We start from the raw sequence: 21,354 nt of genomic DNA on the forward strand, positions 1-21,354 counted from the left end.
AGCCCGCAGCCGGGCGGAACCGTGGAATGAGACAGCCGCGCTGGCCGTTAGCATGGACATCCGCACCGATCAAGGCCATTTGGGGAAGGTGTCATGACTGCCAACGTCGACGGAGTGCCCGGTAAATTCGCGACACTCGGGCTGACCTACGACGACGTGCTGCTGCTGCCGGGTGCATCCGAGGTGCTCCCCAACGCGGTCGACACCTCGTCCCGTATCTCCCGCAACGTCCGGGTGAACATCCCGCTGCTCTCCGCGGCGATGGACAAGGTGACCGAGTCCCGCATGGCGATCGCGATGGCCCGCCAGGGCGGCGTCGGCGTGCTGCACCGCAACCTCTCCATCGAGGACCAGGTCAACCAGGTCGACCTCGTCAAGCGCTCCGAGTCCGGCATGGTCACCGACCCGATCACGGTGCACCCGGACGCCACGCTGGGCGAGGCCGACGCCCTGTGCGCCAAGTTCCGCATCAGCGGCGTCCCCGTGACCGACGGCAACAAGAAGCTGCTCGGCATCGTCACCAACCGCGACATGGCCTTCGAGACCGACCGCACGCGTCAGGTGCGCGAGGTCATGACGCCGATGCCGCTGGTCACCGGCAAGGTCGGCATCTCCGGTGCCGACGCCATGGAGCTGCTGCGCCGCCACAAGATCGAGAAGCTGCCGCTGGTCGACGACGCGGGTGTCCTCAAGGGCCTGATCACGGTCAAGGACTTCGTCAAGGCCGAGCAGTACCCCAACGCGGCGAAGGACGCCGAGGGCCGGCTGCTCGTCGGCGCGGCCGTAGGTGCCAGTCCTGAGGCCCTGGAGCGCGCCCAGGCGCTCGCCGGCGCGGGCGTGGACTTCCTGGTCGTCGACACCTCGCACGGCCACAACAGCAACGCGCTCAGCTGGATGGCGAAGATCAAGTCGAGCGTGGGCGTCGACGTGATCGGCGGCAACGTCGCCACGCGTGACGGCGCCCAGGCGCTGATCGACGCCGGCGTCGACGGCATCAAGGTCGGCGTGGGCCCCGGCTCGATCTGCACCACCCGCGTGGTCGCCGGCATCGGCGTCCCGCAGGTCACCGCCATCTACGAGGCGTCCCTCGCCGCCCGTCCGGCGGGCATCCCGCTGATCGGCGACGGCGGTCTGCAGTACTCCGGCGACATCGGCAAGGCCCTGGCCGCCGGCGCCGACACCGTGATGCTGGGCAGCCTCCTCGCCGGCTGTGAGGAGTCCCCGGGCGAGCTGCAGTTCATCAACGGCAAGCAGTTCAAGTCATACCGCGGCATGGGCTCGCTCGGGGCGATGCAGTCCCGCGGCCAGGCCAGGTCGTACTCCAAGGACCGCTACTTCCAGGCCGAGGTCGGCTCCGACGACAAGCTGGTGCCCGAGGGCATCGAGGGCCAGGTGCCCTACCGCGGTCCCCTGGCCAACGTCCTGCACCAGCTCGTCGGCGGCCTGCGCCAGACCATGGGCTACGTGGGCGCCGCCTCCATCGAGGAGATGGAGACCAAGGGCCGCTTCGTCAGGATCACCTCCGCGGGTCTCAAGGAGAGCCACCCGCACGACATCCAGATGACGGTCGAGGCACCGAACTACAGCCGCAACAAGTAGCGGCCCGGCCTTCCGAGGGCGGCTCCGGAGCATCCGGGGCCGCCCTCGCCGTGCCCGTCGGCGATACTGGAAGACGCTGCAACGCATCAGGGAAAGGCCACAGACGTGACTGAGATCGAGATCGGGCGCGGCAAGCGCGGCCGCCGGGCGTACGCCTTCGACGACATCGCCGTCGTCCCCAGCCGCCGTACGCGGGACCCGAAGGAGGTCTCGATCGCCTGGCAGATCGACGCCTACCGCTTCGAGCTCCCCTTCCTGGCCGCCCCCATGGACTCGGTCGTCTCCCCGGCCACCGCGATCCGCATCGGCGAGCTCGGCGGCCTCGGCGTGCTGAACCTCGAAGGCCTGTGGACGCGCTACGAGGACCCGCAGCCGCTGCTCGACGAGATCGCCGAGCTGGATTCGGAGACCGCGACCCGCCGTCTGCAGGAGATCTACGCGGCCCCCATCAAGGAGGAGCTGATCGGGCAGCGCATCAAGGAGGTGCGCGACTCCGGCGTCGTCACCGCCGCCGCGCTCTCCCCGCAGCGCACCGCCCAGTTCTCCAAGGCCGTCGTGGACGCGGGCGTGGACATCTTCGTCATCCGCGGTACGACGGTCTCCGCGGAGCACGTCTCCGGCGCGCACGAGCCGCTGAACCTGAAGCAGTTCATCTACGAGCTGGACGTCCCGGTGATCGTCGGCGGCTGCGCCACGTACACGGCGGCCCTGCACCTGATGCGCACCGGCGCGGCCGGTGTGCTGGTCGGCTTCGGCGGCGGCGCGGCGCACACCACGCGCAATGTGCTCGGCATCCAGGTCCCCATGGCGACGGCGGTCGCCGACGTGGCCGCCGCCCGCCGCGACTACATGGACGAGTCGGGCGGCCGGTACGTGCACGTGATCGCCGACGGCGGTGTCGGCTGGTCCGGCGACCTGCCCAAGGCGATCGCCTGCGGCGCCGACGCGGTCATGATGGGCTCCCCGCTGGCCCGTGCGACCGACGGCCCGGGCAAGGGCAACCACTGGGGCATGGAGGCCGTGAACGAGGAGCTGCCGCGCGGCAAGAAGGTCGCCCTCGGCACGGTCGGCACCCTGGAGGAGATCCTCACCGGCCCGTCGCACACCCCGGACGGTTCGATGAACCTCTTCGGCGCGCTGCGCCGCGCCATGTCCACGACCGGCTACAGCGAGCTCAAGGAGTTCCAGCGCGTCGAGGTGACGGTGGCGGACTCCCAGCACCGGCGGTAGCCGGTCTCGACGCCGAGAAGGGCCTGGTCACCCTGGGGGGTGGCCGGGCCCTTTCGCATGTCCAACTGGCTCTGACGGGGCGCGTGTTGCCGTCGGGGGCGCACGGTTGCCTTCGGGCCGTTCGGCCCCGCGGGGGGCGGTTTCGAGGCGCTGGTGTCCGTGATCGGCGCCCCGGTTCTTCTGGGTGCCCCCTTCCAAGGACACGGTCCGGACCCCGGCCCTCGGGGCCCGGCCCGAATTCCGACGTGCCGCCTACCGGGCCACTGGGCGGCGTCGTGGAAGGGGGCGCCCATGGGACGTCACCGCAAGCCCACCCGCTGGGACCGACTCCGTCTTCGGATGGTGCAGTGCCGGAGGAGGTGGATCTTGCGGATTTTCGGATGGTGAGCGGCCGCCCCCAAGGAACCTAGGGGCGGACACTCCGTGATCCATCCAGGAGCCTGCCGCAATGGCCACTGCGCTGGGCTCCACCTTGTTTCGATGGTGAGCGGCCGTCCCCAGGAGAATTAGGGGCGGACACTCCGTGATCCATCCTGAAGCCTGCCGCAGTGACCGCTGCGGTGGGCTCCACCTGTGTCCGTAAGGTACCCGCGCGGCGTGCCGCATGCCACCAGTGCCAGGGCTCACGCACCCCGCGCGCCCCCCTTCACAACCGATGCGCCGCCCCTGTGGGCGCCGCGCCCCGTGTGTCCAGCAGGAGCTGGGCCTTCACCGACAGGCCCTGGAGGTCGTACGTGCGGTGCTGCTGGAGCAGGATGGTCAGGTCGGCGTCGGCGGCTGCCTCGTAGAGGGAGTCCGCGCGGGGGATGGGGCGGTCGAGGACGCTCCAGGCGGGGACGTGGGGGTCGTGGTAGCTGACCGAGGCACCCAGTTCCAGCAGGCGCAGGGCGATCTCCTGGGCGGGGGTGCCCTGGAGGTCGGCGAGGTCGGGCTTGTAGGTGACGCCGAGGAGGAGCACCCGGGCGCCGCGGGCCGACTTGCCGTGTTCGTTGAGGAGCGTGGCCGCGCGCTGGACGACGTAGCCGGGCATACGGCGGTTGACCTGCTGGGCCAGTTCCACCATGCGCAGGCCGCGGCCACCGGCGGCGGTCACGTCCTGGGGCACGGAGTGGCCGCCGACGCCGGGGCCGGGGCGGAAGGCCTGGAAGCCGAACGGCTTGGTCTCCGCGCAGCGGACGACGTCCCACAGATCGACGCCCAGGTCGTTGCAGAGGACGGCCATCTCGTTCACGAGGGCGATGTTCACGTGCCGGTAGTTGGTCTCCAGCAGTTGCACGGTCTCCGCCTCGCGGGTGCCACGCGCGCGTACCACCTTGTCGGTCAGCCGTCCGTAGAAGGCGGCGGCCGACTCGGTGCAGGCGGGGGTGAGGCCGCCGATGACCTTGGGCGTGGTGGCGGGCGTGACGTCGCGGTTGCCGGGGTCGACCCGGCTGGGGGAGTACGCGAGGTGGAAGTCGCGGCCCGCGCGCAGACCGGAGCCCTCTTCGAGGAGCGGACGCAGGAATTCCTCGGTCGCCCCCGGGTGCACGGGTGACTCCAGGATCACCGTGGTGTGCGGGCGCAGACGGGCGGCCAGGGTCCGGGCGGCCGTCTCCAGCTGACTGAGATCGAGCCCGCCGTCCGCTCCGCGTGGCGTCGGCGCGCAGATGACCGCGGTGCGCACCCGGCCGAGCTCGGCCGGGTCGGTGGTCGGCCGGAAGCCCCCCGAGAGCATCCGGCGCAGTTCGGCGGGGCTGAGCGAGCCCGCCTCGGGTCCGGTCCGGTAGCCGATGGTGGGGATGCCGGCGGCGACGGCGGCCTGGGCCAGGGGCAGGCCGTACGGGCCGAGTCCGATGACGGCGAGATCTGCGGGCATGGCGTGGCCGTCCTTCCCGATAGCCGAAGTGGGACAGGTACGCAAGCCCTGTGGACAGGACGGGCGAGCGCAATGTCAGACTAGGAGTAAATATGACCGATATGCGGGATTGTCCGGCCGAGTTTCGGTGAGTGTCCCGTGAGCGTTGTCCACAGGCTGCGGGTCCGTGGTGGCTGAAGTGGGGCAACGCGGTCAGAATTTGGGCAGGGGGATACGGACGGGGTCTCACCCGACGGGTGCGGCCGGCGCGACCGATGAGCGGGAGGCAGTGGTGAGGACAGCGACACTCGGACCGGCGCAGCGCGCCGAGTCACTCGCATCCATGGCCGAGCGCGAGCTGGATGTGCTGGTCGTGGGCGCAGGCGTGGTCGGTGCGGGCACCGCGCTCGACGCCGTGACCCGGGGTTTGTCCACAGGTCTGGTCGAGGCGCGGGACTGGGCGTCCGGAACCTCCAGCCGGTCCAGCAAACTCATCCACGGTGGCCTGCGCTATCTGGAGATGCTCGACTTCGCGCTCGTCCGCGAGGCCCTGAAGGAGCGCGGCCTGCTGCTGGAGCGGCTCGCCCCGCATCTGGTGAAGCCGGTGCCGTTCCTGTACCCGTTGCAGCACAAGGGCTGGGAGCGGCTGTACGCCGGATCGGGCGTCGCGATGTACGACGCCATGTCCATGGCCCGCGGGCACGGCCGGGGCCTGCCGATGCACCGCCATCTGACGCGTTCTCACGCCCTGCGCGTGGCCCCTTGTTTGAAGAAGGACGCGCTGATCGGCGCGCTGCAGTACTACGACGCGCAGATGGACGACGCCCGGTACGTGGCGAATCTGGTGCGCACGGCGGTGGCGTACGGTGCGAAGGCCGCCAACCGCGCGCGGGTGACGGGCTTCCTCCGGGAGGGTGAGCGGGTCGTCGGCGCGCGGGTGCAGGACGTCGACGCGGGCGGCGAGTACGAGATCCGCGCCAAGCAGGTGGTCAACGCGACCGGTGTGTGGACGGACGACACCCAGGCGATGGTCGGGGAGCGCGGTCAGTTCCACGTCCGCGCGTCCAAGGGCATCCACCTGGTCGTGCCGCGCGACCGGATCCACTCCACGACCGGGCTGATCCTGCGCACGGAGAAGTCCGTGCTGTTCGTCATCCCCTGGGGCCGGCACTGGATCGTCGGCACCACGGACACCGACTGGGACCTCGACAAGGCCCACCCGGCCGCCTCCAGCGCGGACATCGACTACCTGCTGGACCATGTGAACTCGGTGCTCGCGGTGCCGCTCACCAGGGACGACGTCCAAGGGGTGTACGCGGGCCTGAGGCCGCTGCTCGCGGGCGAGTCCGACGCCACCAGCAAGCTGTCGCGTGAGCACACCGTGGCGCATCCGGTGCCCGGGCTGGTCGTCGTGGCGGGCGGCAAGTACACGACGTACCGGGTCATGGCCAAGGACGCGGTGGACGCGGCGGTGCACGGACTCGACATGCGCGTCGCCGAGTGCGTCACCGAGGACGTGCCGCTGCTGGGCGCCGAGGGCTACCGGGCGCTGTGGAACGCGCGGGCGCGGATCGCCGCCCGGACCGGTCTCCACGTGGTCCGGGTCGAGCATCTGCTGAACCGCTACGGGGCGATGACCGAGGAGCTGCTCGAGCTCATCGCCGAGGACCCGTCCCTGGGCGAACCCCTGGTGGCGGCCGACGACTATCTGCGCGCCGAGATCGTCTACGCGGCCTCCCACGAGGGGGCGCGGCACCTCGACGACGTGCTGACCCGGCGGACGCGCATCTCGATCGAGACCTTCGACCGGGGCGCCCGCAGCGCCCGCGACGCCGCGGAGCTGATGGCGCCCGCGCTCGGCTGGGACAAGGACCAGATCGAGCGCGAGGTCGAGCATTACCAGAAGCGGGTGGAGGCCGAGCGGGAGTCGCAGCGCCAGCCGGACGACCTGACGGCGGACGCGGCGCGGCTGGGGGCGCCGGACATCGTGCCGCTGGGGCCCTGACAGGTCCTGCCGGACGCATCACCCGAACGAGTGTCGGGGAACGGGATCTCCGTTCGGAGCCGGGTCGTTCTACGAGGTGCGGGGGCAGAACTCGGCGGCGAGCACCGCGGGTTCGAGACCGGGGTCTGCGATCGCGTCCGTGTTCACGCGGAAGGTGAGGACCCGCCGGCCGTCGACGGTGGCCGCGGTGCGCACATAACTGCCGGATATGTGCCCGCTGTGCCCCCACACCGTGATGCCGCACGGAAGTCTCTCGGGGAACACGCCCATGCCGTACGCGCCGTGTGCGGCACGGGTGTCGAGCATCTCGCGCAGCCAGTGCGGGGGCAGCAGACGGCCGCCGAGCAAGGCCGTGTAGAAGCGGTCCAGATCGGTGAGCGTGGTCACCAGCTCGCCCGCGGCGCCGGCCACCCGCGGGTCGAGCTCGGTGACGTCGGTTCCGTCGGCGGCGTAGGCGCGGCCGTGCGGAGAGGGCAGCGAGGAGCGGGATCCGGGGAAGGAGGTGCCCGTCAGACGCAGGGGAGTGATGATGCGGAGCTCGGCCTCCGTGGCGTACGAGTGGCCGGTCACCTGCTGGATGACCAGGCCGAGCAGGACGTAGTTGGTGTTCGAGTAGGAGAAGCGGCCGCGTTCGGCCGGAGGGTGGGTGAGAGCGAGGCGCAGCGCCTGACGGGGTGTGACGGGCACGGTTCCGTCGGTGTCCGCGGTGAAGTCGTACAGGCCGCTGGTGTGGGTGAGCAGGGAGCGCAGGGTCAGCGCGCGGCCGTCGTTGCCGGCTCCTCGCACCAGGCCGGGCAGGTGCTGCTCCACCGTGTCGGACAGTGACAGCCGGTGCTCGGCGGCCAGTTGCAGCACGACCGTCGCGATGAACGTCTTGGTGATGCTGCCGGCGCGGAAATGGTCCGACCGGGCGATTCCCGGACCGGTGGTGGCATAGCGGGTGGTGGTCCCCTCCCGGGCCAGCAGGGCCGCGGCCGGGGCTCGGCCCTGCGTCACCAGCAGCGGCAGCACCGCGTCGGCGGGCGGCATCGACAGGGCCGACGAGTCGGCCGGGGGGAGGACGAACAGGGCGGCGGCCACCGGCAGGGCCGGCAATGTCCGAATCGGCGGCATACGGTTTCCTCCCTGGTGAGGGCCCATCATGCAAGGCCGCGCGGGGCGTGGCGCACCCGGGCTCCCGGGAGACGGAGCCGTGGGCGTTCGCCAGGGGGCCCCTGGGCGCCGGGCACTTGTCGGGTGAGAGACAATGAAGGCTCTGTCAGGGCGGGTTGCATGAGGGGACGCATGTCGGAGGCGGAGCGGGCGGGCACATCTCGTCAGGACACTCGTCAGGACAACACGGAGCGTCTCCTCGCGGGGCGTTACCGACTGGGCAAGGTGCTGGGCCGCGGAGGCATGGGCACGGTCTGGCGGGCCCAGGACGAGACCCTCGGACGGACGGTCGCCGTCAAGGAGCTGCGGTTCCCGTCGAACATCGACGAGGAGGAGAAGCGGCGGCTGATCACGCGGACGCTGCGCGAGGCCAAGGCGATCGCGCGCATCCGCAACAACAGCGCCGTGACGGTCTTCGACGTCGTCCAGGAGGACGACCGGCCCTGGATCGTGATGGAGCTCGTCGAGGGCAAGTCGCTCGCCGAGGTCATCCGGGAGGACGGCCTCCTCGAACCCAAGCGCGCCGCCGAGGTCGGGCTCGCCGTCCTCGACGTGCTCCGGTCCGCCCACCGCGAGGGAATCCTGCACCGAGACGTGAAGCCGTCCAACGTGCTGATCGCCGAGGACGGCCGGGTCGTGCTCACCGACTTCGGCATCGCCCAGGTCGAGGGCGACCCGTCCATCACCTCGACCGGCATGCTCGTCGGCGCGCCCTCCTACATCTCCCCGGAGCGGGCTCGCGGTCACAAGCCGGGCCCGGCGGCCGACCTGTGGTCCCTCGGCGGGTTGCTGTACGCGGCGGTGGAAGGTGCGCCGCCGTACGACAAGGGGTCGGCCATAGCGACCCTCACGGCTGTGATGACGGAGCCGCTGGAGGAGCCGAAGAACGCGGGCCCGCTGAAGGACGTCATCTACGGACTGCTCACCAAGGATGCCGCGCAGCGGCTCGACGACGCGGGCGCCCGGGCGATGCTGAACGCGGTCCTGCGCGCGCCGGACAAGGCCGAGCCGGAGCCCATGGACGCGACGAAGGTCGTGCCGCTGCCGGCGCAGCCCGACAGGTCCTCGGGCCAGGGGAGTTCGGCGGGGGCCGCGGGCAAGCGGGGCGAGGAACCCGGGGAGCGGCTGCGCGGAGCGCTGCGTTCCGTGCGCAAGGCCGCTGCCGGACCGGCCGCCCTCGCCGCCAAGTCCGGTACCGCCGCCGCCTCTTCCCAGGCGGCGGGCAAGGCCTCCTCCGCGCCGGACGGCGAAGCGGGCCGGGCCGGGGACGCGGGCGCGTCCGCGACGCAGTCGGGCTCGGTTGCGGCTGCCGACGGCGGCGAGCGGGGGGCGACGGAAGCGAAGACGGCGTCCGAGGGGCGCAGTTCGGGATGGCCCGTCGTGCCGCCGCCGGACCTGCCGCCCAGGCCCGTGCCCCGGGCGCCGCTCACCGACGTGGTGCCGCGGCGAACCCTGATGATCATCGCCGTGATCGTGGTGCTGGCCGTGATCGGCACCGTCCTCGCCCTCACGCTGGGCGGTGACGACGAGGGCTCCAAGGGGGCCTCCGACAAGGGCGGCGGGAAGCACGCCGCCACCGCGTCGGGCAGTTCCGACACCAAGGGCGACGAGAGCGACGGCACGCGCACGGACGGTGCGGAGTCCCAGCCCGCGCCGTCCGGGTCCGTCTCGGACAGCACGCCGGGCGGACAGACGAGCGGCTCGGCGGACGAGGGCGGCTCCGGCGGCGGGAAGGGCACCGCGGCGGAGTCGACTCACCAGGGGAACCAGGGGTACTCGATCGGTCTGCCGAAGGGCTGGAAGTACCGGTCCACGGGTGCGGCGGGCGACCGCTTCACCGGGCCCGACGGGCAGAAGCTGCTCATCGCCTGGACGTCCACGCCCAAGGGTGACCCGGTGGCGGACTGGAAGAGCCAGGAGCGCTACATGGTGCGCGCGCAGTACAAGAAGATCCGTATAGAGAAGGTGGACTACCGCGACTGGAACACGGCCGACTGGGAGTTCACCTACACGGACGGCGGCACCCGGTACCGGACGATCGACCGGGGTTTCGTGGTCGACGACCGGCAGGGGTACGCGCTGATGTACACGGCCAAGGCGGCAGGCTGGGACGGCGAGTTGCGCAAGGAGACGTGGCGGACGTTCACGAAGACCTTCGAACCCAAGTCCTGAGCATGAGGCGCCCCGGGTTTGGGGAGTGAGATCTGGCATCCCCGCATTGCGGGTTGCCTGCGGCACGTATCGTAAATGTTTGCGGACCGTGCGCAGCCGAATCGGACCGCGGGGCGAACGGATGTGACCGACCGGGCTGCCGGGGGAGGCAACGTGGACGACTACGCGGGCCGGGTACTCGCCGACCGCTACCGCCTGCCGCTGCCCCCGTCCGACGAGTACGAACTCACCGAGACCCGGGCCTTCGACACCTACAGCGGACAGGAAGTCCTGGTCCGGCAGGTGCCGTTGCCGGAAGTGGTCGAGGCGGAGGTGCTCGACGCGGAGGGGCTGCCCGACGGCTTCACGGCACGTGACGGTGGTGCGCGGCGGCCCGGGGGGCGTGCGGGCGCCCGTCCGGGCGTGCGGCGGCCCACGGATCCGGTGGTGCGGCGCGCGGTCGAGGCGGCGCAGGCCGCGGCGGCCATCCCCGACCATCCCCGACTCGACCAGGTCTTCGACGTGTTCGCCGAGGGCGGTTCACTCTGGATCGTCAGTGAGCTGGTGGCGGCGCGTCCGCTGGCGGCGCTGCTCGCCGAGAAGCCGCTGACGCCGTACCGGGCGGCGGAGGTCGCCTCCGACGTGCTGATGGCCCTTCGGGTGCTGCACGCGCACGGCTGGGTGCACCGGAACATCACCGCGCGGACGGTGCTCGTCTGCGACGACGGCCGGGTGATGCTGACCGGGCTCGCGGTGGGCGCCGCCGAGGAGGCGCTGTGCGGATACGACCCGGTGCCGGAACCGGCCTTCGAGGAGTCCGGGCAGCGGCCGGGGCAGGACGGCGGCGGCGCCGGGCCGGTCCCTGGAGTCGGAGGGCCGGGAGGCCCCGGGCCGGCCGGAGGCATCGGCGGGGCGGGTGATCCCGAGGCCGCGCGGCGCGCCGCCATAGAGGCCCGGGAGTCCAGGGGACTGCCCTCGGCCGGGGGCGAGGGCCCCGGTGGCGGATCGGTGGTGCCGGCGCGCAGTGCGGTGCGGGAGAGCGGGGACCCGCGGGCGGCGCGTGCCGGGGCGATCGCGGCCTACCGCGCCGGTGCCCGGGCAGCGGCACGGGTACAGGAGGCGCAGGAGGGCGAGCGGGCGGCACTGCCCGGCGCCCGGCCGGCCCCCGACGGCGGGGCCGCGCCCTACGGCAACGGCTCGGCGCAGTCGCCGTACATCCCCGGGCAGGGCACGGCCCCGGGGGCCCAGCCGCCCGGGCGGATCGCCGACCCCTACGGCGTGGGCGGCGGCCCGCGGACGACCGGCTGGCACGGTGCGACACCCCGTGGAGCGATCGGTGGCGAGCCCGCGCCGCAGGGCCGGGAGCAGACGGCCCTCCCGCCGGCCCCGGACACCGGAACGCACGGCGAGTCCACGCGATGGGACGACCTGGTCGCCGACACCCCCGCCCCCCGGCGCGGTCCGGCGACGGCGCTGGCCGCCGAGCGGGCGCGGCAGGCGCGGATGGCCGTGGTCGGGCCCGTCACCGAGCGCTGGGCGCCGGAACAGGCCGGACCCGTACACGAGAACTGGCAGTTGGCCGCACCGATCGGCCCCGCGACCGACCTGTGGGCGCTCGGCGCGCTGCTCTTCAGGTCCGTGCAGGGACACGCGCCCTACCCCGAGGAGTCGACGGCCGAGCTGGTGCAGATGGTGTGCGCGGAGCCGCCCGCCTACGCCGAGGAGTGCGGTCCGCTGCGGCCGGTGGTGGAATCCCTGCTGCGCCAGGACCCCACCGAGCGCCTCGACTTCGAGGAGGCGCGCGGCTGGCTGCGCTCGCTGGTGCGTTCGGCGCCCGAGCCGGAGGCCGGGCTGCACGTCGTCCCGGCACCGCCCGTGGACCCCGGCCGGCTGCCCGTCGTACGGCGCCGGGGTGAACTCGTGCGCAGGCGGAAGGCCGGGCTGCCCGCGCACCACGGACGGCACAAGCGAGCGAAGAAGCAGCCCGGTTCGCCGCGCCGGCTGGGCCGCACCCTGCTCCTGCTGGTGCTGCTCGCGATGGCCGCGGCGATCGCCTACGCCATGCTCTTCATGCCCAAGTCGGGGACCGAGGGCGCGAACGGCACGGACCGCACGGGTGCCGCCGGTGAGGTGAGCCAGGCGCCCGAGCCCGACGCCAGCAGCGAGCCCCGGCCCGAGCAGACCTCGCCCGAGCCGGAGAAGAGCCCGTCGTCGTCGGCCGGCACCACCGAGACGCAGACCACCGACCCCGACGTCGCCGACGGCTTCACGCTGCGCAAGGACTCGGCCGGGTTCCAGGTCGCCGTCGCCAAGGGCTGGGAGCGTGCACCGCGCAACGGCAGCGGTCAGGTCGTCTACTCCAGGGGCGCCTTCGAGCTGATCGTCGTGCCGGGCCGGGACAGCGCCTCGGAGTACGGCAGCGACCCGATGGCCTACCAGCGGGAGTCGGAGCGCGAGTTGCAGCCGTACCGGGATTCCAGCTGGGCCACCTCCACCGGCCTGAAGAGGATCGAGGTGGGCGGGCGGACCATGGCCGAGGGACAGTTCACCTGGACCGGCGGCGGGGGTGACCTGTACGTGCGCAACCTCGCGATGCTGGTCGACGGCCGCTACCACGTGGTCCAGGTGCGCGGCCCGGAGTCCGAACGGGACGAGGTGACGCGGCTGTACGAGCAGGCGGCGGCGACGTACAAGGTCACGCGCTGAGAGACCGGCGCGCCGCCTGTGCGCCGTTGTGCGACATCTGGTTGCCTCCCGTCCCGGCAGGCACAACCGTCACAGTGCGGTCACCGTGATACCCCGCTTGTTCCCTGGGTGAGGGCGGGTCCTTACGCTGACCCTGTCAAGACCATTGCGGGGCAACGTGAATCAGATGCAGGGCCTGCTCGTCGCGGGCCGCTACCGGCTGGCCGAATCCATCGGCAGCGGCGGCATGGGGCGGGTCTGGCGTGCACATGACGAGGTGTTGCACCGGTCGGTCGCCATCAAGGAGTTGACGGCCGCCCTCTACGTCTCCGAGAGCGAGCAGTCGATCCTGCTGGCCCGCACCCGGGCCGAGGCGCGTGCCGCGGCACGGATCAACCACTCCGCGGTCGTCACGGTGCACGACGTGCTGGAGCACGACGGCCGCCCCTGGATCGTCATGGAGCTGGTCGAGGGCCGCTCCCTTGCCGACGCGGTCAAGGAGGAGGGCCGCGTCGAGCCGCGCGAGGCGGCGCGCATCGGCCTCTGGGTGCTGCGGGCCCTGCGCGCCGCGCACACCGCCGGAGTCCTGCACCGTGACATCAAGCCGGGCAACGTGCTCCTCGCCCGCGACCGGCGGGTGCTGCTCACCGACTTCGGCATCGCCCAGATCGAGGGCGACACGACCATCACCCGGACCGGAGAGGTCGTCGGCTCGGTCGACTACCTGGCGCCCGAGCGCGTACGCGGCCACGACCCCGGCCCCTCCTCCGACCTCTGGGCGCTCGGCGCGACGCTCTACACGGCGGTGGAGGGCCGGTCGCCGTTCCGCCGCACGACACCGCTGACCACCATGCAGGCCGTGGTCGAGGAAGAGGCCGCCGAGCTCCGGCACGCCGGTCCGCTCGCGCCCGTCATCAATGCCCTGCTGCGCAAGGATCCGGCCACACGTCCCGACGTGGCCGAGACCGAGCAGATGCTGGTCGAGACGGCGGAGGGACGGCGCCCGAGCGCGGCACAGGTGTACGTGCCGACGCGGCACGGGTCGTACGGACATCAGGGGCCCCACGAGCAGCCGCGGACCGGTGTCACCAGGCCGCACCAGACCGCCGTCACCCAGGTCGGCCCGTCCGCCGCGCCCCCGAAAGGGGGGCACCGTCTGCGAACGGCCGCCCTCGTCGTCGCCCTTGCCGCGGTCATCGGTGCGGGAGCCGCGGTCGCGCTGCAGCAGTTCGGCACGGCCGGCCCCGGCAACTCCGCCTCTGCGCCGACTCCGAGCGCCAGTGCCACGCCGAGTGACGAGGGCGGTCAGGGGGTGGTTCCAGCCGGTTGGGTGCGGCGCCACGACCCGGTGGGGTTCAGCATCCCCCTGCCCAAGGGGTGGAAGCGGTCCGTCTCCATCGACCAGGACGGCCTCCGGCAGGTCGACTACTCGCCCGACAAGGGCAAGCACCTCGTGCGGGTCGCCGTCGACACCGCACCGGACTTCAGCACCTCTTACGCGCACATGAGCAACCTGGAACAGCGGGTCTCACGGCTGCAGGACTACAAGGGGCTGCGCCTCAAGGAGGAGCTTTTCCGCGATCAGCCGGGCGCCCGCTGGGAGTACACGTGGAACGCGCTGGCCAAGGACGCGCCGCACTACTTCCCGGGGCCCTACCGTGCGATCGACGTCGGGTACATGGACGGTGACGGCACCGAGTACTCCATCTACGCGGCCTCACCGACCGACGACTGGGCCACCACCAGGAAGCAGTTCGACTGGATCCTGCGGGGCTTCCAGGAGGGTTGATCGAGAACGTCGTGACCTACGTGGACGACGACCTCACGGAAGGCGGCCAGGTATCGGCCCAACCGGACATGGCGTGGGCCGATACGTCGTCGCGATGACATTGGTTGTCGCGCCGGGGCTCAGGCCCAGTCCGTGCAAGAACGGACGATCTTGGTTCCTTCCCTGACCGCCACCTGCGCGCCGATGGAGTCGAGATCATCGCCGGAGGGGTTTGCGTATGTGGTGAAGGAGGTAGTCGATCCGTTTCCGTCGTATTCGGTACGCCAGGGCCAGTCCGTCACCCAGCCGGTGTAGTGGTCAATGGATCTGAATCTGATGGCCACATGGTGACCATCGGCAGCGGTGTCCTTGACCCAACCGCTGATGTCCACATAGTCGGACGTCCAGTTGGTGAACGTCATGCTCCCCGAGGCGCCGGTCCCCAGGAGTTGTCGCCGCGGTAAGCCGCTGCATCGCGGTGTGGCCGTCCGGCCCGACCTGGTCAAACCCAGCGCCGACGGCCTGGCCGGACTCACCGTGGGTGAGTCCTGAAGGCTTGCGTTCGATGCCGGTGGTCATCCAGGAGTCGCCGCCCTGGCAGGCGGAGTTCGGCCAGGATGGGGACGCCCCTGGCGCTCTCAGACGCCCGTAATCCGGTGGGTGCGGGCAGCGGTCAGGTCGTGAGTGCGGCCGCAACGCGAGTGAGAGCCACAGCAGTCGGCCGACCGGATCGGTTGGCTCGGACACCAGGGCCCATCGGCGGACCTGACGCTCGAACGGCCGAATGCGTTCCTCGACACGAGCGTTGAGGCGCCGTTCCATCGCGGTGACCTCGTCGATCCGATCCAGCATGGTCCGCGCCCAGGCCTGAGCACGCTGGAGTGTGCCATCGACTGTCTTGGGACGGCGGCATACTTGGCCGGTCGCCGCCACGGAAGGCGTGCGTCCCTGCGGCATCATGGGGCGCATGGGGACCGAGGCAGGCGGCCGTGTCGTCGCGGGCCGTTACCGGCTGGAAGAGAGGCTCGGGCGTGGCGGCATGGGTGTCGTCTGGCGGGCCACCGACCAGTTGCTCGGCCGCAAGGTCGCCGTCAAGGAACTCCCCGTCGACGAGACCCTCTCCGCGGCCCAGGCCCGGCGGCGGCGCGACGGCACCCTGCGCGAGGCCCGCGCGGTCGCCCAGCTGAGCCATCCGCACGTCATCGTCGTCCACGACGTCGTCGAGGAGGACGAACGCCCCTACATGGTCATGGAACTGGTCGAGGGCGGCTCGCTCGCCGACCGCATCGCCACCGGCGGCCCGGTCGACGCCGCCGAGGCCGCCCGCATCGGCATCGCCCTGCTCGGCGCCCTGAGCATCGCGCACGCGGCCGGTGTGCTGCACCGGGACGTGAAGCCGTCGAACGTGCTGATCGCCGAGGACGGCCGGGTCGTCCTCACCGACTTCGGTGTCGCCCAGGTCTCCGGCGCGACCACACTCACCGAGACCGGTTCCTTCGTCGGCTCTCCCGAGTACACCGCGCCCGAGCGGATGGCCGGAGACGTGGCCAGGACCGGCCCCGAGTCCGACCTGTGGTCGCTCGGCGCGCTGCTGTGCGCGGCCCTCAGCGGCGAATCGCCGTTCCGGCGCGACTCCTTGGGCGGCATCCTGCACGCCGTCGTGTCCGACGAGATACGGCCGCCCGAGCAGGCCGCGCCGATCCTGCCCGTCGTACGCGGCCTGCTCGAACGCGATCCGGACAGGCGGCTGGACGCGGCCGAGGCGGAGCGGATGCTGCGGGCCTTCCTGGAGGTGGGACGTATGCCGCCAGCGGCCCGTACGGGACCGCAGCGGCTCTCGACGCGGGGTGCCCTCATTGCAGCGCTGCTGGTCGCCGCGACGGCGGGTGCGGGCCTGTCCGCCGCGGTGCTGCTCGCGGACCGGGACGGCGACGGCGGCGGTACACCGGCGAGTTCGGCGCCACGGACGCCCACGGCCCGGCCTCCCTCCTCCGGCACCCCCACCGCCACCGTCACCGTGACCCGCGCGCCCTCTCCCTCCACGGCCGGCACCCGCCCGACGTCGACCCATTCGTCCGCGCCCGGACGGGCACACAGGTAGGAGATACGGCTCGGTGCGCGTCACGGGTGTGTGACCGGAAGCCGTTCTTGCCGGATACGCAAGCGCTTGGCGCGATGTGGATGGACTCATGAGCAGCAACGGGGGAGCCCGACACGGTGCCCGACATGGGGCCGGCGAGCCGACGAGTTTCGTTCTGCAACCGCCTGGCCAGCCGGCGGCCGTACCGCATCCCGGCAACCCGTACGCGGCGCCCACCCAGGTGGTCCAGCCCGGACGGCTCATCACCGGTCGTTACTGGCTGCTGGCGAAGCTCGGGCACGGCGGGATGGGCATGGTGTGGCCGGCCAAGGACGAGACGGTGGGACCCGGCCCGCCGCCCGAACGCCGCCCGGGTGCGTGTCCTGCTGGAAGCCGCCGCGAACCCGCCGGCCGGCCGACGCAGGTCGTTCAGGCCACGGGCGGCCAGGGCGGTGAGGGCCGAAGACTCCGGCTCGGCCGCAAAGAGTGGATCGGGCTCGGTGCGGCGGTCGTCGCGGCGGCGGTGACGGCGTACCTGGTGCTCGCGAACCCGTTCGCCGGGCCGCTGCCCGAGGGCTGGAAGACACACCGGCACGAGGAACTCGCCGCGTCGCCGGCCGTCCCCGGCGACTACCAGCGGACCGTGCCCGACCGGGAGTCGGACCAGGGGCACTGGGTCACGTACACCGACTGGAGCGGCAGCATCTGGATCGGCCTGACCCTCGACGAGAAGGCGGAGGACACCGGCAGCACCATCGCGGGCTCCGCGGCCGCCGAGATGTACGACGACGACAGTGGGTTCAAGGACAACGGCAGCTACCCCCTGGACATGCCGGAGAACCCGAAGACGCAACCCGAGGGGACCACGTACAGGGGCAGGAAGGCCGCCGAGAACACCGTCACTTACGAGACCGACGACAGGGACGACCCCCGCCCCCGCGAGCTGAGGATCTTCTATTACAAGACCTCCGGCGGCGACATGTACAAGCTCACCGTCAGCTACCCGGGCAAGGGCGACTTCACGGAACGCGGGCGTGAGGTGGCGCGGACGGCGATCGCGAACCTGGACGTCGACGGGGCCTGAACCGGCGTCCGGCCACTGCCTCGCGTCGACAAGCGGCCGTCCTGCGGGATACTGATGGGGCATGAGCAACGACGGGGGCGGGACGGGCGCCCAGGGCCGACTGGTCGGCGGGCGGTACCGGCTGATCGAGCGCATCGGCTCCGGCGGGATGGGCACCGTCTGGCGGGCCTATGACGACCTCGTGCAGCGTGACGTCGCCGTCAAGCAGCCCCGGTTGCCGGGCGACCCGGAGGACGAGAGCCACCGGCGGGCAGCGCACCGGCTCTACCGCGAGGCCCGCGCCGCCGCCCGCGTCGACCACCCCGCCGCCGTCACCATCCACGACGTGGTCGTCGAGCCGGAGCGGCGGCCGGACGCACGCGACGGGCGGATCGATGGCCACCGGCCGGTCGGACGTGACGGGTTGCACGCGGTCGACGCGGCGCTCGACGGACTCCCGTGGATCGTCATGGAGTTGGTCCAAGGCGAGTCCCTGCACGAGAGGCTCCGGCGCGGCCCGGTCGACGCGCGCGAAGCCGCCCGGATCAGCCTCGCCGTCCTCGGTGCCCTGCGTGCCGCGCACTCCGTCGGCATCGTGCACCGGGAGGTGAAACCAGCCAATGTGCTGCTCGGCCCGCACCGGCGCGTCGTCCTCACCGACTTCGGGATCGCCCATGTGCAGGGCGAGGAGTCGCTCACGGCCGGCGGGGAGTTCGTCGGCTCGCTGGACTTCGTCGCCCCCGAGCGGATGTCCGGCCGCATCGCCGGGCCCGCCTCCGACCTGTGGTCCCTGGGCGTACTGCTGTACGCCGCCGTCGAGGGGGCGTCCCCGTTCCGCCGGGCCACGCCCGAGTCCGTGCTCGCCGCGATCGTCGCCGCGGAGCCGCCCGAACCGCGGCGGGCCGGACCGCTCGGGCCGCTGATCGCACGGCTGCTGGCACGGGACCCCGAACAGCGGCCGGACGCCGAGGAGGTCGAGAAGGCGCTGGAGGCGGTGGCCGGACGGCCGCCGGTCGCGCAGCAGGTGCCCGCAGCCCCCGGCATCGGAGTGCGCGCGGGGGAGACACGAGAGCCTGCGGAGGCCCTCGGCACCGGAGCGCCCCCTACGGAGGTACGAGAGCCGGCGGAGAACCCTGGCTCCGGAGCGCACCGTACGGAGATGCGAGAGCCGGCGAAGGCCCCTGGCTCCGGAGCGCCCCCCACGGTCACACAAGAGCCGGCGGAGAGCCCCGGCACCAAAGCACCCCCCAGGGAGACACCACAGCAGGCGGAGTCCCCCCTCACCGGAGCGCAAGCAGACAGCACCGCCGTCCCCTTGGAGCCCCCGAAGGCCACGGAGCCCTCGAAGCCTTCGAAGCCCACGGAGCCCCCGAAGCGTCACACGCTCCTCCGCCCCGCCCCCCTCGCCCTCCTCAGCGCACTGCTCGCCGGCGGTATAGGAGCCGCCACCCAACTCGCCGACACGGGCAGCGCCGAGAGCGCGGAACAGACGGCCCGCACCAGTCCTGTCCCGGGTGCCGGGGACACCTGGACCCCGCACCGCGAACCGGGCATGGCGGCCGTGCTCCACCTCCCGCGCCCCTACCGGGTCCTCGACAGGACCGGCGGCGCGGCCGGCCGGCCCCGCGCGACGCTCTACGGCGACGAGCGGGGCGGCACGATCCGGGTCCGCCTCCTCCTCTGGGACAAGGCCCCGGGCGCCCCGATGGACCAGGCCCGCGAGACGCCCCGGGCATGGGGGCGGACGGCGCACACGCGGTACGCCCCGACCCGTGTCCAGGGCTACGATGCCGCCCTCGCCGACACCACCTACACCTCCGGCGAGACCCCCAGGCGGGTCATGCGCCTGCTGATCCGCACCGACGACGACCGCATGTACGAGCTGCGCGTCGACATGCCCAGCGGCACGCCGGAGGAGAAGGAGGGCGCCTCGCTGTTCCGGGGCGCCCGGGACCGACTCGGGATCGTAAAAGGCTGAATCACCGCACCGTCACCGCCCAACGCCCTGATCAGGCTGTTTGTTGCCAGCAGCCACTGGCGTCGTGTGTGCACTCGGTGAAGCCGTATTACCGACGGGTACCCAAAGGCTCCGCCGCGGCATACCCTGCGCGTCATGACGGACGCGCAGGCCACCGAGAAGACGGCAGAGACCGGGACGGCACTCACCGGTACGACCCTCCCAGTAACCGGCACAAATCCCCTCGCCCCCGCCCCGGAGGGCGCCCGCACCGCCGACGACGTGGTCACGCCCGAGCTGGTCGCCCAGCTCACCAAGGGCGTCGCCGGCTCCGGCCGGACCGCCAACCACACGCCGTTCACCGGCGAGAAGCTGGCCGACCTCCCCGAGTCGACGCCCGAGGACGTGGCGAAGGCCTTCGAACAGGCCCGCGCCGCCCAGGCCGTGTGGGCGCAGACCCCCGTACGGCAGCGCGCCGCCGTCCTGCTCCGCTTCCACGACCTGGTGCTGGAGCGGCAGGCCGAGGTGCTCGACCTCATCCAGCTGGAGACCGGCAAGGCCCGCCTGCACGCCCACGAGGAGGTCCAGGCCGTCGCCGTCGCCGCCCGGCACTACGGCCGCAAGGCCCCGGCCTACCTCCGGCCCAAGCGGCACGCCGGCGCCATGCCGACCCTCACCAAGGTCACCGAACTGCGCCACCCGCGCGGTGTCGTCGGCCAGATCGCCCCCTGGAACTACCCCCTCGAACTCTCCGTCGGCGACGCGCTCCCGGCCTTCGTCGCGGGCAACGCCGTCGTCATGAAGCCGGACACCGAGACCTGCCTGACCGCCCTGTGGGCCCGCGACCTGCTCATCGAGGCCGGGCTGCCCGCCGACGTCTTCCAGGTCGTCCTCGGCGACGGCCCGGTCATCGGCCCCGAGGTCGTCCGGCACGCCGACTACGTCTCCTTCACCGGCTCCACCCGCACCGGCCGCGAGGTCGCCCAGGGCGCCGCCGCCCGGCTGGTCGGCGTCTCCCTCGAACTCGGCGGCAAGAACGCCATGCTGGTGCTGGAGGACGCCGACATCGAGAAGGCCGCGGCCGGTGCCGTCCGGGCCTGCTTCTCCTCCGCCGGGCAACTGTGCATCTCCATCGAGCGGCTGTACGTCCACGCGTCCATCGCGGACGCCTTCCTGGAGCGTTTCGCCGCCCGCACGAAGGCGATCCGCCTCGGCACGTCCCTGGCGTACGGCGCCGACATGGGTTCCCTGGTCGGCGAACGCCAGTTGGAGACCGTCACGCGGCATGTCGAGGAGGCCGTCGCCAAGGGCGCGAAGGTCGTCGCGGGCGGGGTGGCCCGCCCCGACATCGGCCCGTACTTCTTCGAGCCCACGATCCTCGACGGCGTCGCCACGGACATGTCCGTCTGCACGGAGGAGACCTTCGGCCCGGTCGTCTCGGTCTACCGCTTCACCGACGAGGACGAGGTGATCGAGCGCGCCAACGCGACGGCGTACGGCCTGAACTCCTCGGTCTGGACGAGGAACGGCCGCCGCGGCCAGGAGGTCGCGGCCCGCCTGCGCACCGGCACGGTCAACATCAACGAGGGCTACGCCCCCGCCTACGGCAGCGTCCAGTCGCCCATGGGCGGCATGAAGGACTCGGGCCTCGGCCGCCGCCACGGCTCCGAGGGCATCCTCAAGTACACCGAGGCCCAGACCGTCGCCCACCAGCGTGTGCTCCCCATGGCCCCCTCGCTGGGCATGGACGACGAGAAGTACGCCCAGTTCATGAGCAGGAGCCTGCGCCTGATGAAGGCATTCCGGTTCCGGTAGACGACCTTCGCTTCA

General features: G+C 72.1%; 12 protein-coding genes and 1 pseudogene. 10 read left to right on the forward strand and 3 right to left on the reverse strand.

The window, feature by feature from the left end:
* Window positions 1-93 precede the first annotated feature (93 nt).
* Complete coding sequence (guaB, locus tag QNO09_RS07330; protein ID WP_283969241.1) at window positions 94-1,599, forward strand: IMP dehydrogenase; 1,506 nt, start codon at window positions 94-96, stop codon at window positions 1,597-1,599.
* Between the two features lie 105 nt (window positions 1,600-1,704).
* Window positions 1,705-2,829 carry a GuaB3 family IMP dehydrogenase-related protein gene (locus QNO09_RS07335; RefSeq protein WP_283969242.1) on the forward strand — a complete coding sequence of 375 codons (1,125 nt, stop codon included), beginning with the start codon at window positions 1,705-1,707 and terminating at the stop codon, window positions 2,827-2,829.
* Window positions 2,830-3,475: 646 nt separating this feature from the next.
* On the opposite strand, the gene QNO09_RS07340 is transcribed toward QNO09_RS07335, so the two are convergent.
* Window positions 3,476-4,684, reverse strand: coding sequence for a nucleotide sugar dehydrogenase (locus tag QNO09_RS07340; RefSeq protein WP_283969243.1), 1,209 nt, complete (start codon window positions 4,682-4,684; stop codon window positions 3,476-3,478).
* Between the two features lie 271 nt (window positions 4,685-4,955).
* On the opposite strand from QNO09_RS07340, the gene QNO09_RS07345 reads away from it, so the two are divergent.
* Window positions 4,956-6,668: a glycerol-3-phosphate dehydrogenase/oxidase gene (locus tag QNO09_RS07345; protein WP_283969244.1), complete on the forward strand. Its 1,713-nt coding sequence runs from the start codon at window positions 4,956-4,958 to the stop codon at window positions 6,666-6,668.
* Window positions 6,669-6,737: 69 nt separating this feature from the next.
* Here the strand turns inward: QNO09_RS07345 and QNO09_RS07350 are convergent, their stop codons facing one another.
* Window positions 6,738-7,781 (reverse strand): serine hydrolase domain-containing protein, encoded by a 1,044-nt coding sequence (locus QNO09_RS07350; protein WP_283969245.1) that lies wholly within the window; start codon window positions 7,779-7,781, stop codon window positions 6,738-6,740.
* A gap of 171 nt (window positions 7,782-7,952) precedes the next feature.
* Between QNO09_RS07350 and QNO09_RS07355 the strand changes: the two genes are divergently transcribed.
* The 3 genes from QNO09_RS07355 (at window position 7,953) to QNO09_RS07365 (ending at window position 14,445) form a co-directional block, all read left to right on the forward strand.
* On the forward strand, window positions 7,953-9,992 hold the full coding sequence (locus QNO09_RS07355; RefSeq protein WP_283969501.1) for a serine/threonine-protein kinase: 2,040 nt from the start codon (window positions 7,953-7,955) through the stop codon (window positions 9,990-9,992).
* Between the two features lie 153 nt (window positions 9,993-10,145).
* Window positions 10,146-12,677 carry a serine/threonine kinase C-terminal domain-containing protein gene (locus QNO09_RS07360; RefSeq protein ID WP_283969246.1) on the forward strand — a complete coding sequence of 844 codons (2,532 nt, stop codon included), beginning with the start codon at window positions 10,146-10,148 and terminating at the stop codon, window positions 12,675-12,677.
* A gap of 166 nt (window positions 12,678-12,843) precedes the next feature.
* The gene (locus QNO09_RS07365) at window positions 12,844-14,445 is read left to right on the forward strand and encodes a serine/threonine-protein kinase (RefSeq protein WP_283969247.1); all 1,602 of its coding nucleotides are present in this window, start codon (window positions 12,844-12,846) and stop codon (window positions 14,443-14,445) included.
* Window positions 14,446-14,564: 119 nt separating this feature from the next.
* Here the strand turns inward: QNO09_RS07365 and QNO09_RS07370 are convergent, their stop codons facing one another.
* Window positions 14,565-14,846 carry a hypothetical protein gene (locus QNO09_RS07370; protein ID WP_283969248.1) on the reverse strand — a complete coding sequence of 94 codons (282 nt, stop codon included), beginning with the start codon at window positions 14,844-14,846 and terminating at the stop codon, window positions 14,565-14,567.
* Between the two features lie 545 nt (window positions 14,847-15,391).
* Here QNO09_RS07370 and QNO09_RS07375 point away from each other — a divergent pair.
* From QNO09_RS07375 to QNO09_RS07390, 4 genes and pseudogenes are all read left to right on the forward strand, one after another.
* Window positions 15,392-16,525: a serine/threonine-protein kinase gene (locus QNO09_RS07375; protein ID WP_502962257.1), complete on the forward strand. Its 1,134-nt coding sequence runs from the start codon at window positions 15,392-15,394 to the stop codon at window positions 16,523-16,525.
* 323 nt (window positions 16,526-16,848) lie between these two features.
* Window positions 16,849-17,588 (forward strand): annotated as a pseudogene (locus QNO09_RS07380) (serine/threonine protein kinase); the annotation flags it as partial.
* Between the two features lie 61 nt (window positions 17,589-17,649).
* On the forward strand, window positions 17,650-19,545 hold the full coding sequence (locus tag QNO09_RS07385; RefSeq protein WP_283969250.1) for a serine/threonine-protein kinase: 1,896 nt from the start codon (window positions 17,650-17,652) through the stop codon (window positions 19,543-19,545).
* 135 nt (window positions 19,546-19,680) lie between these two features.
* On the forward strand, window positions 19,681-21,339 hold the full coding sequence (locus tag QNO09_RS07390; protein ID WP_283969251.1) for a succinic semialdehyde dehydrogenase: 1,659 nt from the start codon (window positions 19,681-19,683) through the stop codon (window positions 21,337-21,339).
* The last annotated feature ends 15 nt before the right edge of the window (window positions 21,340-21,354 follow it).

This window comes from Streptomyces sp. 378 (assembly GCF_030124145.1).
Taxonomy (GTDB): domain Bacteria; phylum Actinomycetota; class Actinomycetes; order Streptomycetales; family Streptomycetaceae; genus Streptomyces.

Coding starts and splice junctions, on each gene's coding strand:
- guaB (WP_283969241.1), top strand. CDS start 94: ATGACTGCCAACGTCGACGGAGTGCCCGGTAAATTCGCGACACTCGGG.
- QNO09_RS07340 (WP_283969243.1), bottom strand. CDS start 4,684: ATGCCCGCAGATCTCGCCGTCATCGGACTCGGCCCGTACGGCCTGCCC.
- QNO09_RS07350 (WP_283969245.1), bottom strand. CDS start 7,781: ATGCCGCCGATTCGGACATTGCCGGCCCTGCCGGTGGCCGCCGCCCTG.
- QNO09_RS07355 (WP_283969501.1), top strand. CDS start 7,953: ATGTCGGAGGCGGAGCGGGCGGGCACATCTCGTCAGGACACTCGTCAG.
- QNO09_RS07365 (WP_283969247.1), top strand. CDS start 12,844: ATGCAGGGCCTGCTCGTCGCGGGCCGCTACCGGCTGGCCGAATCCATC.
- QNO09_RS07370 (WP_283969248.1), bottom strand. CDS start 14,846: ATGACGTTCACCAACTGGACGTCCGACTATGTGGACATCAGCGGTTGG.
- QNO09_RS07375 (WP_502962257.1), top strand. CDS start 15,392: ATGGGGACCGAGGCAGGCGGCCGTGTCGTCGCGGGCCGTTACCGGCTG.
- QNO09_RS07385 (WP_283969250.1), top strand. CDS start 17,650: ATGAGCAACGACGGGGGCGGGACGGGCGCCCAGGGCCGACTGGTCGGC.
- QNO09_RS07390 (WP_283969251.1), top strand. CDS start 19,681: ATGACGGACGCGCAGGCCACCGAGAAGACGGCAGAGACCGGGACGGCA.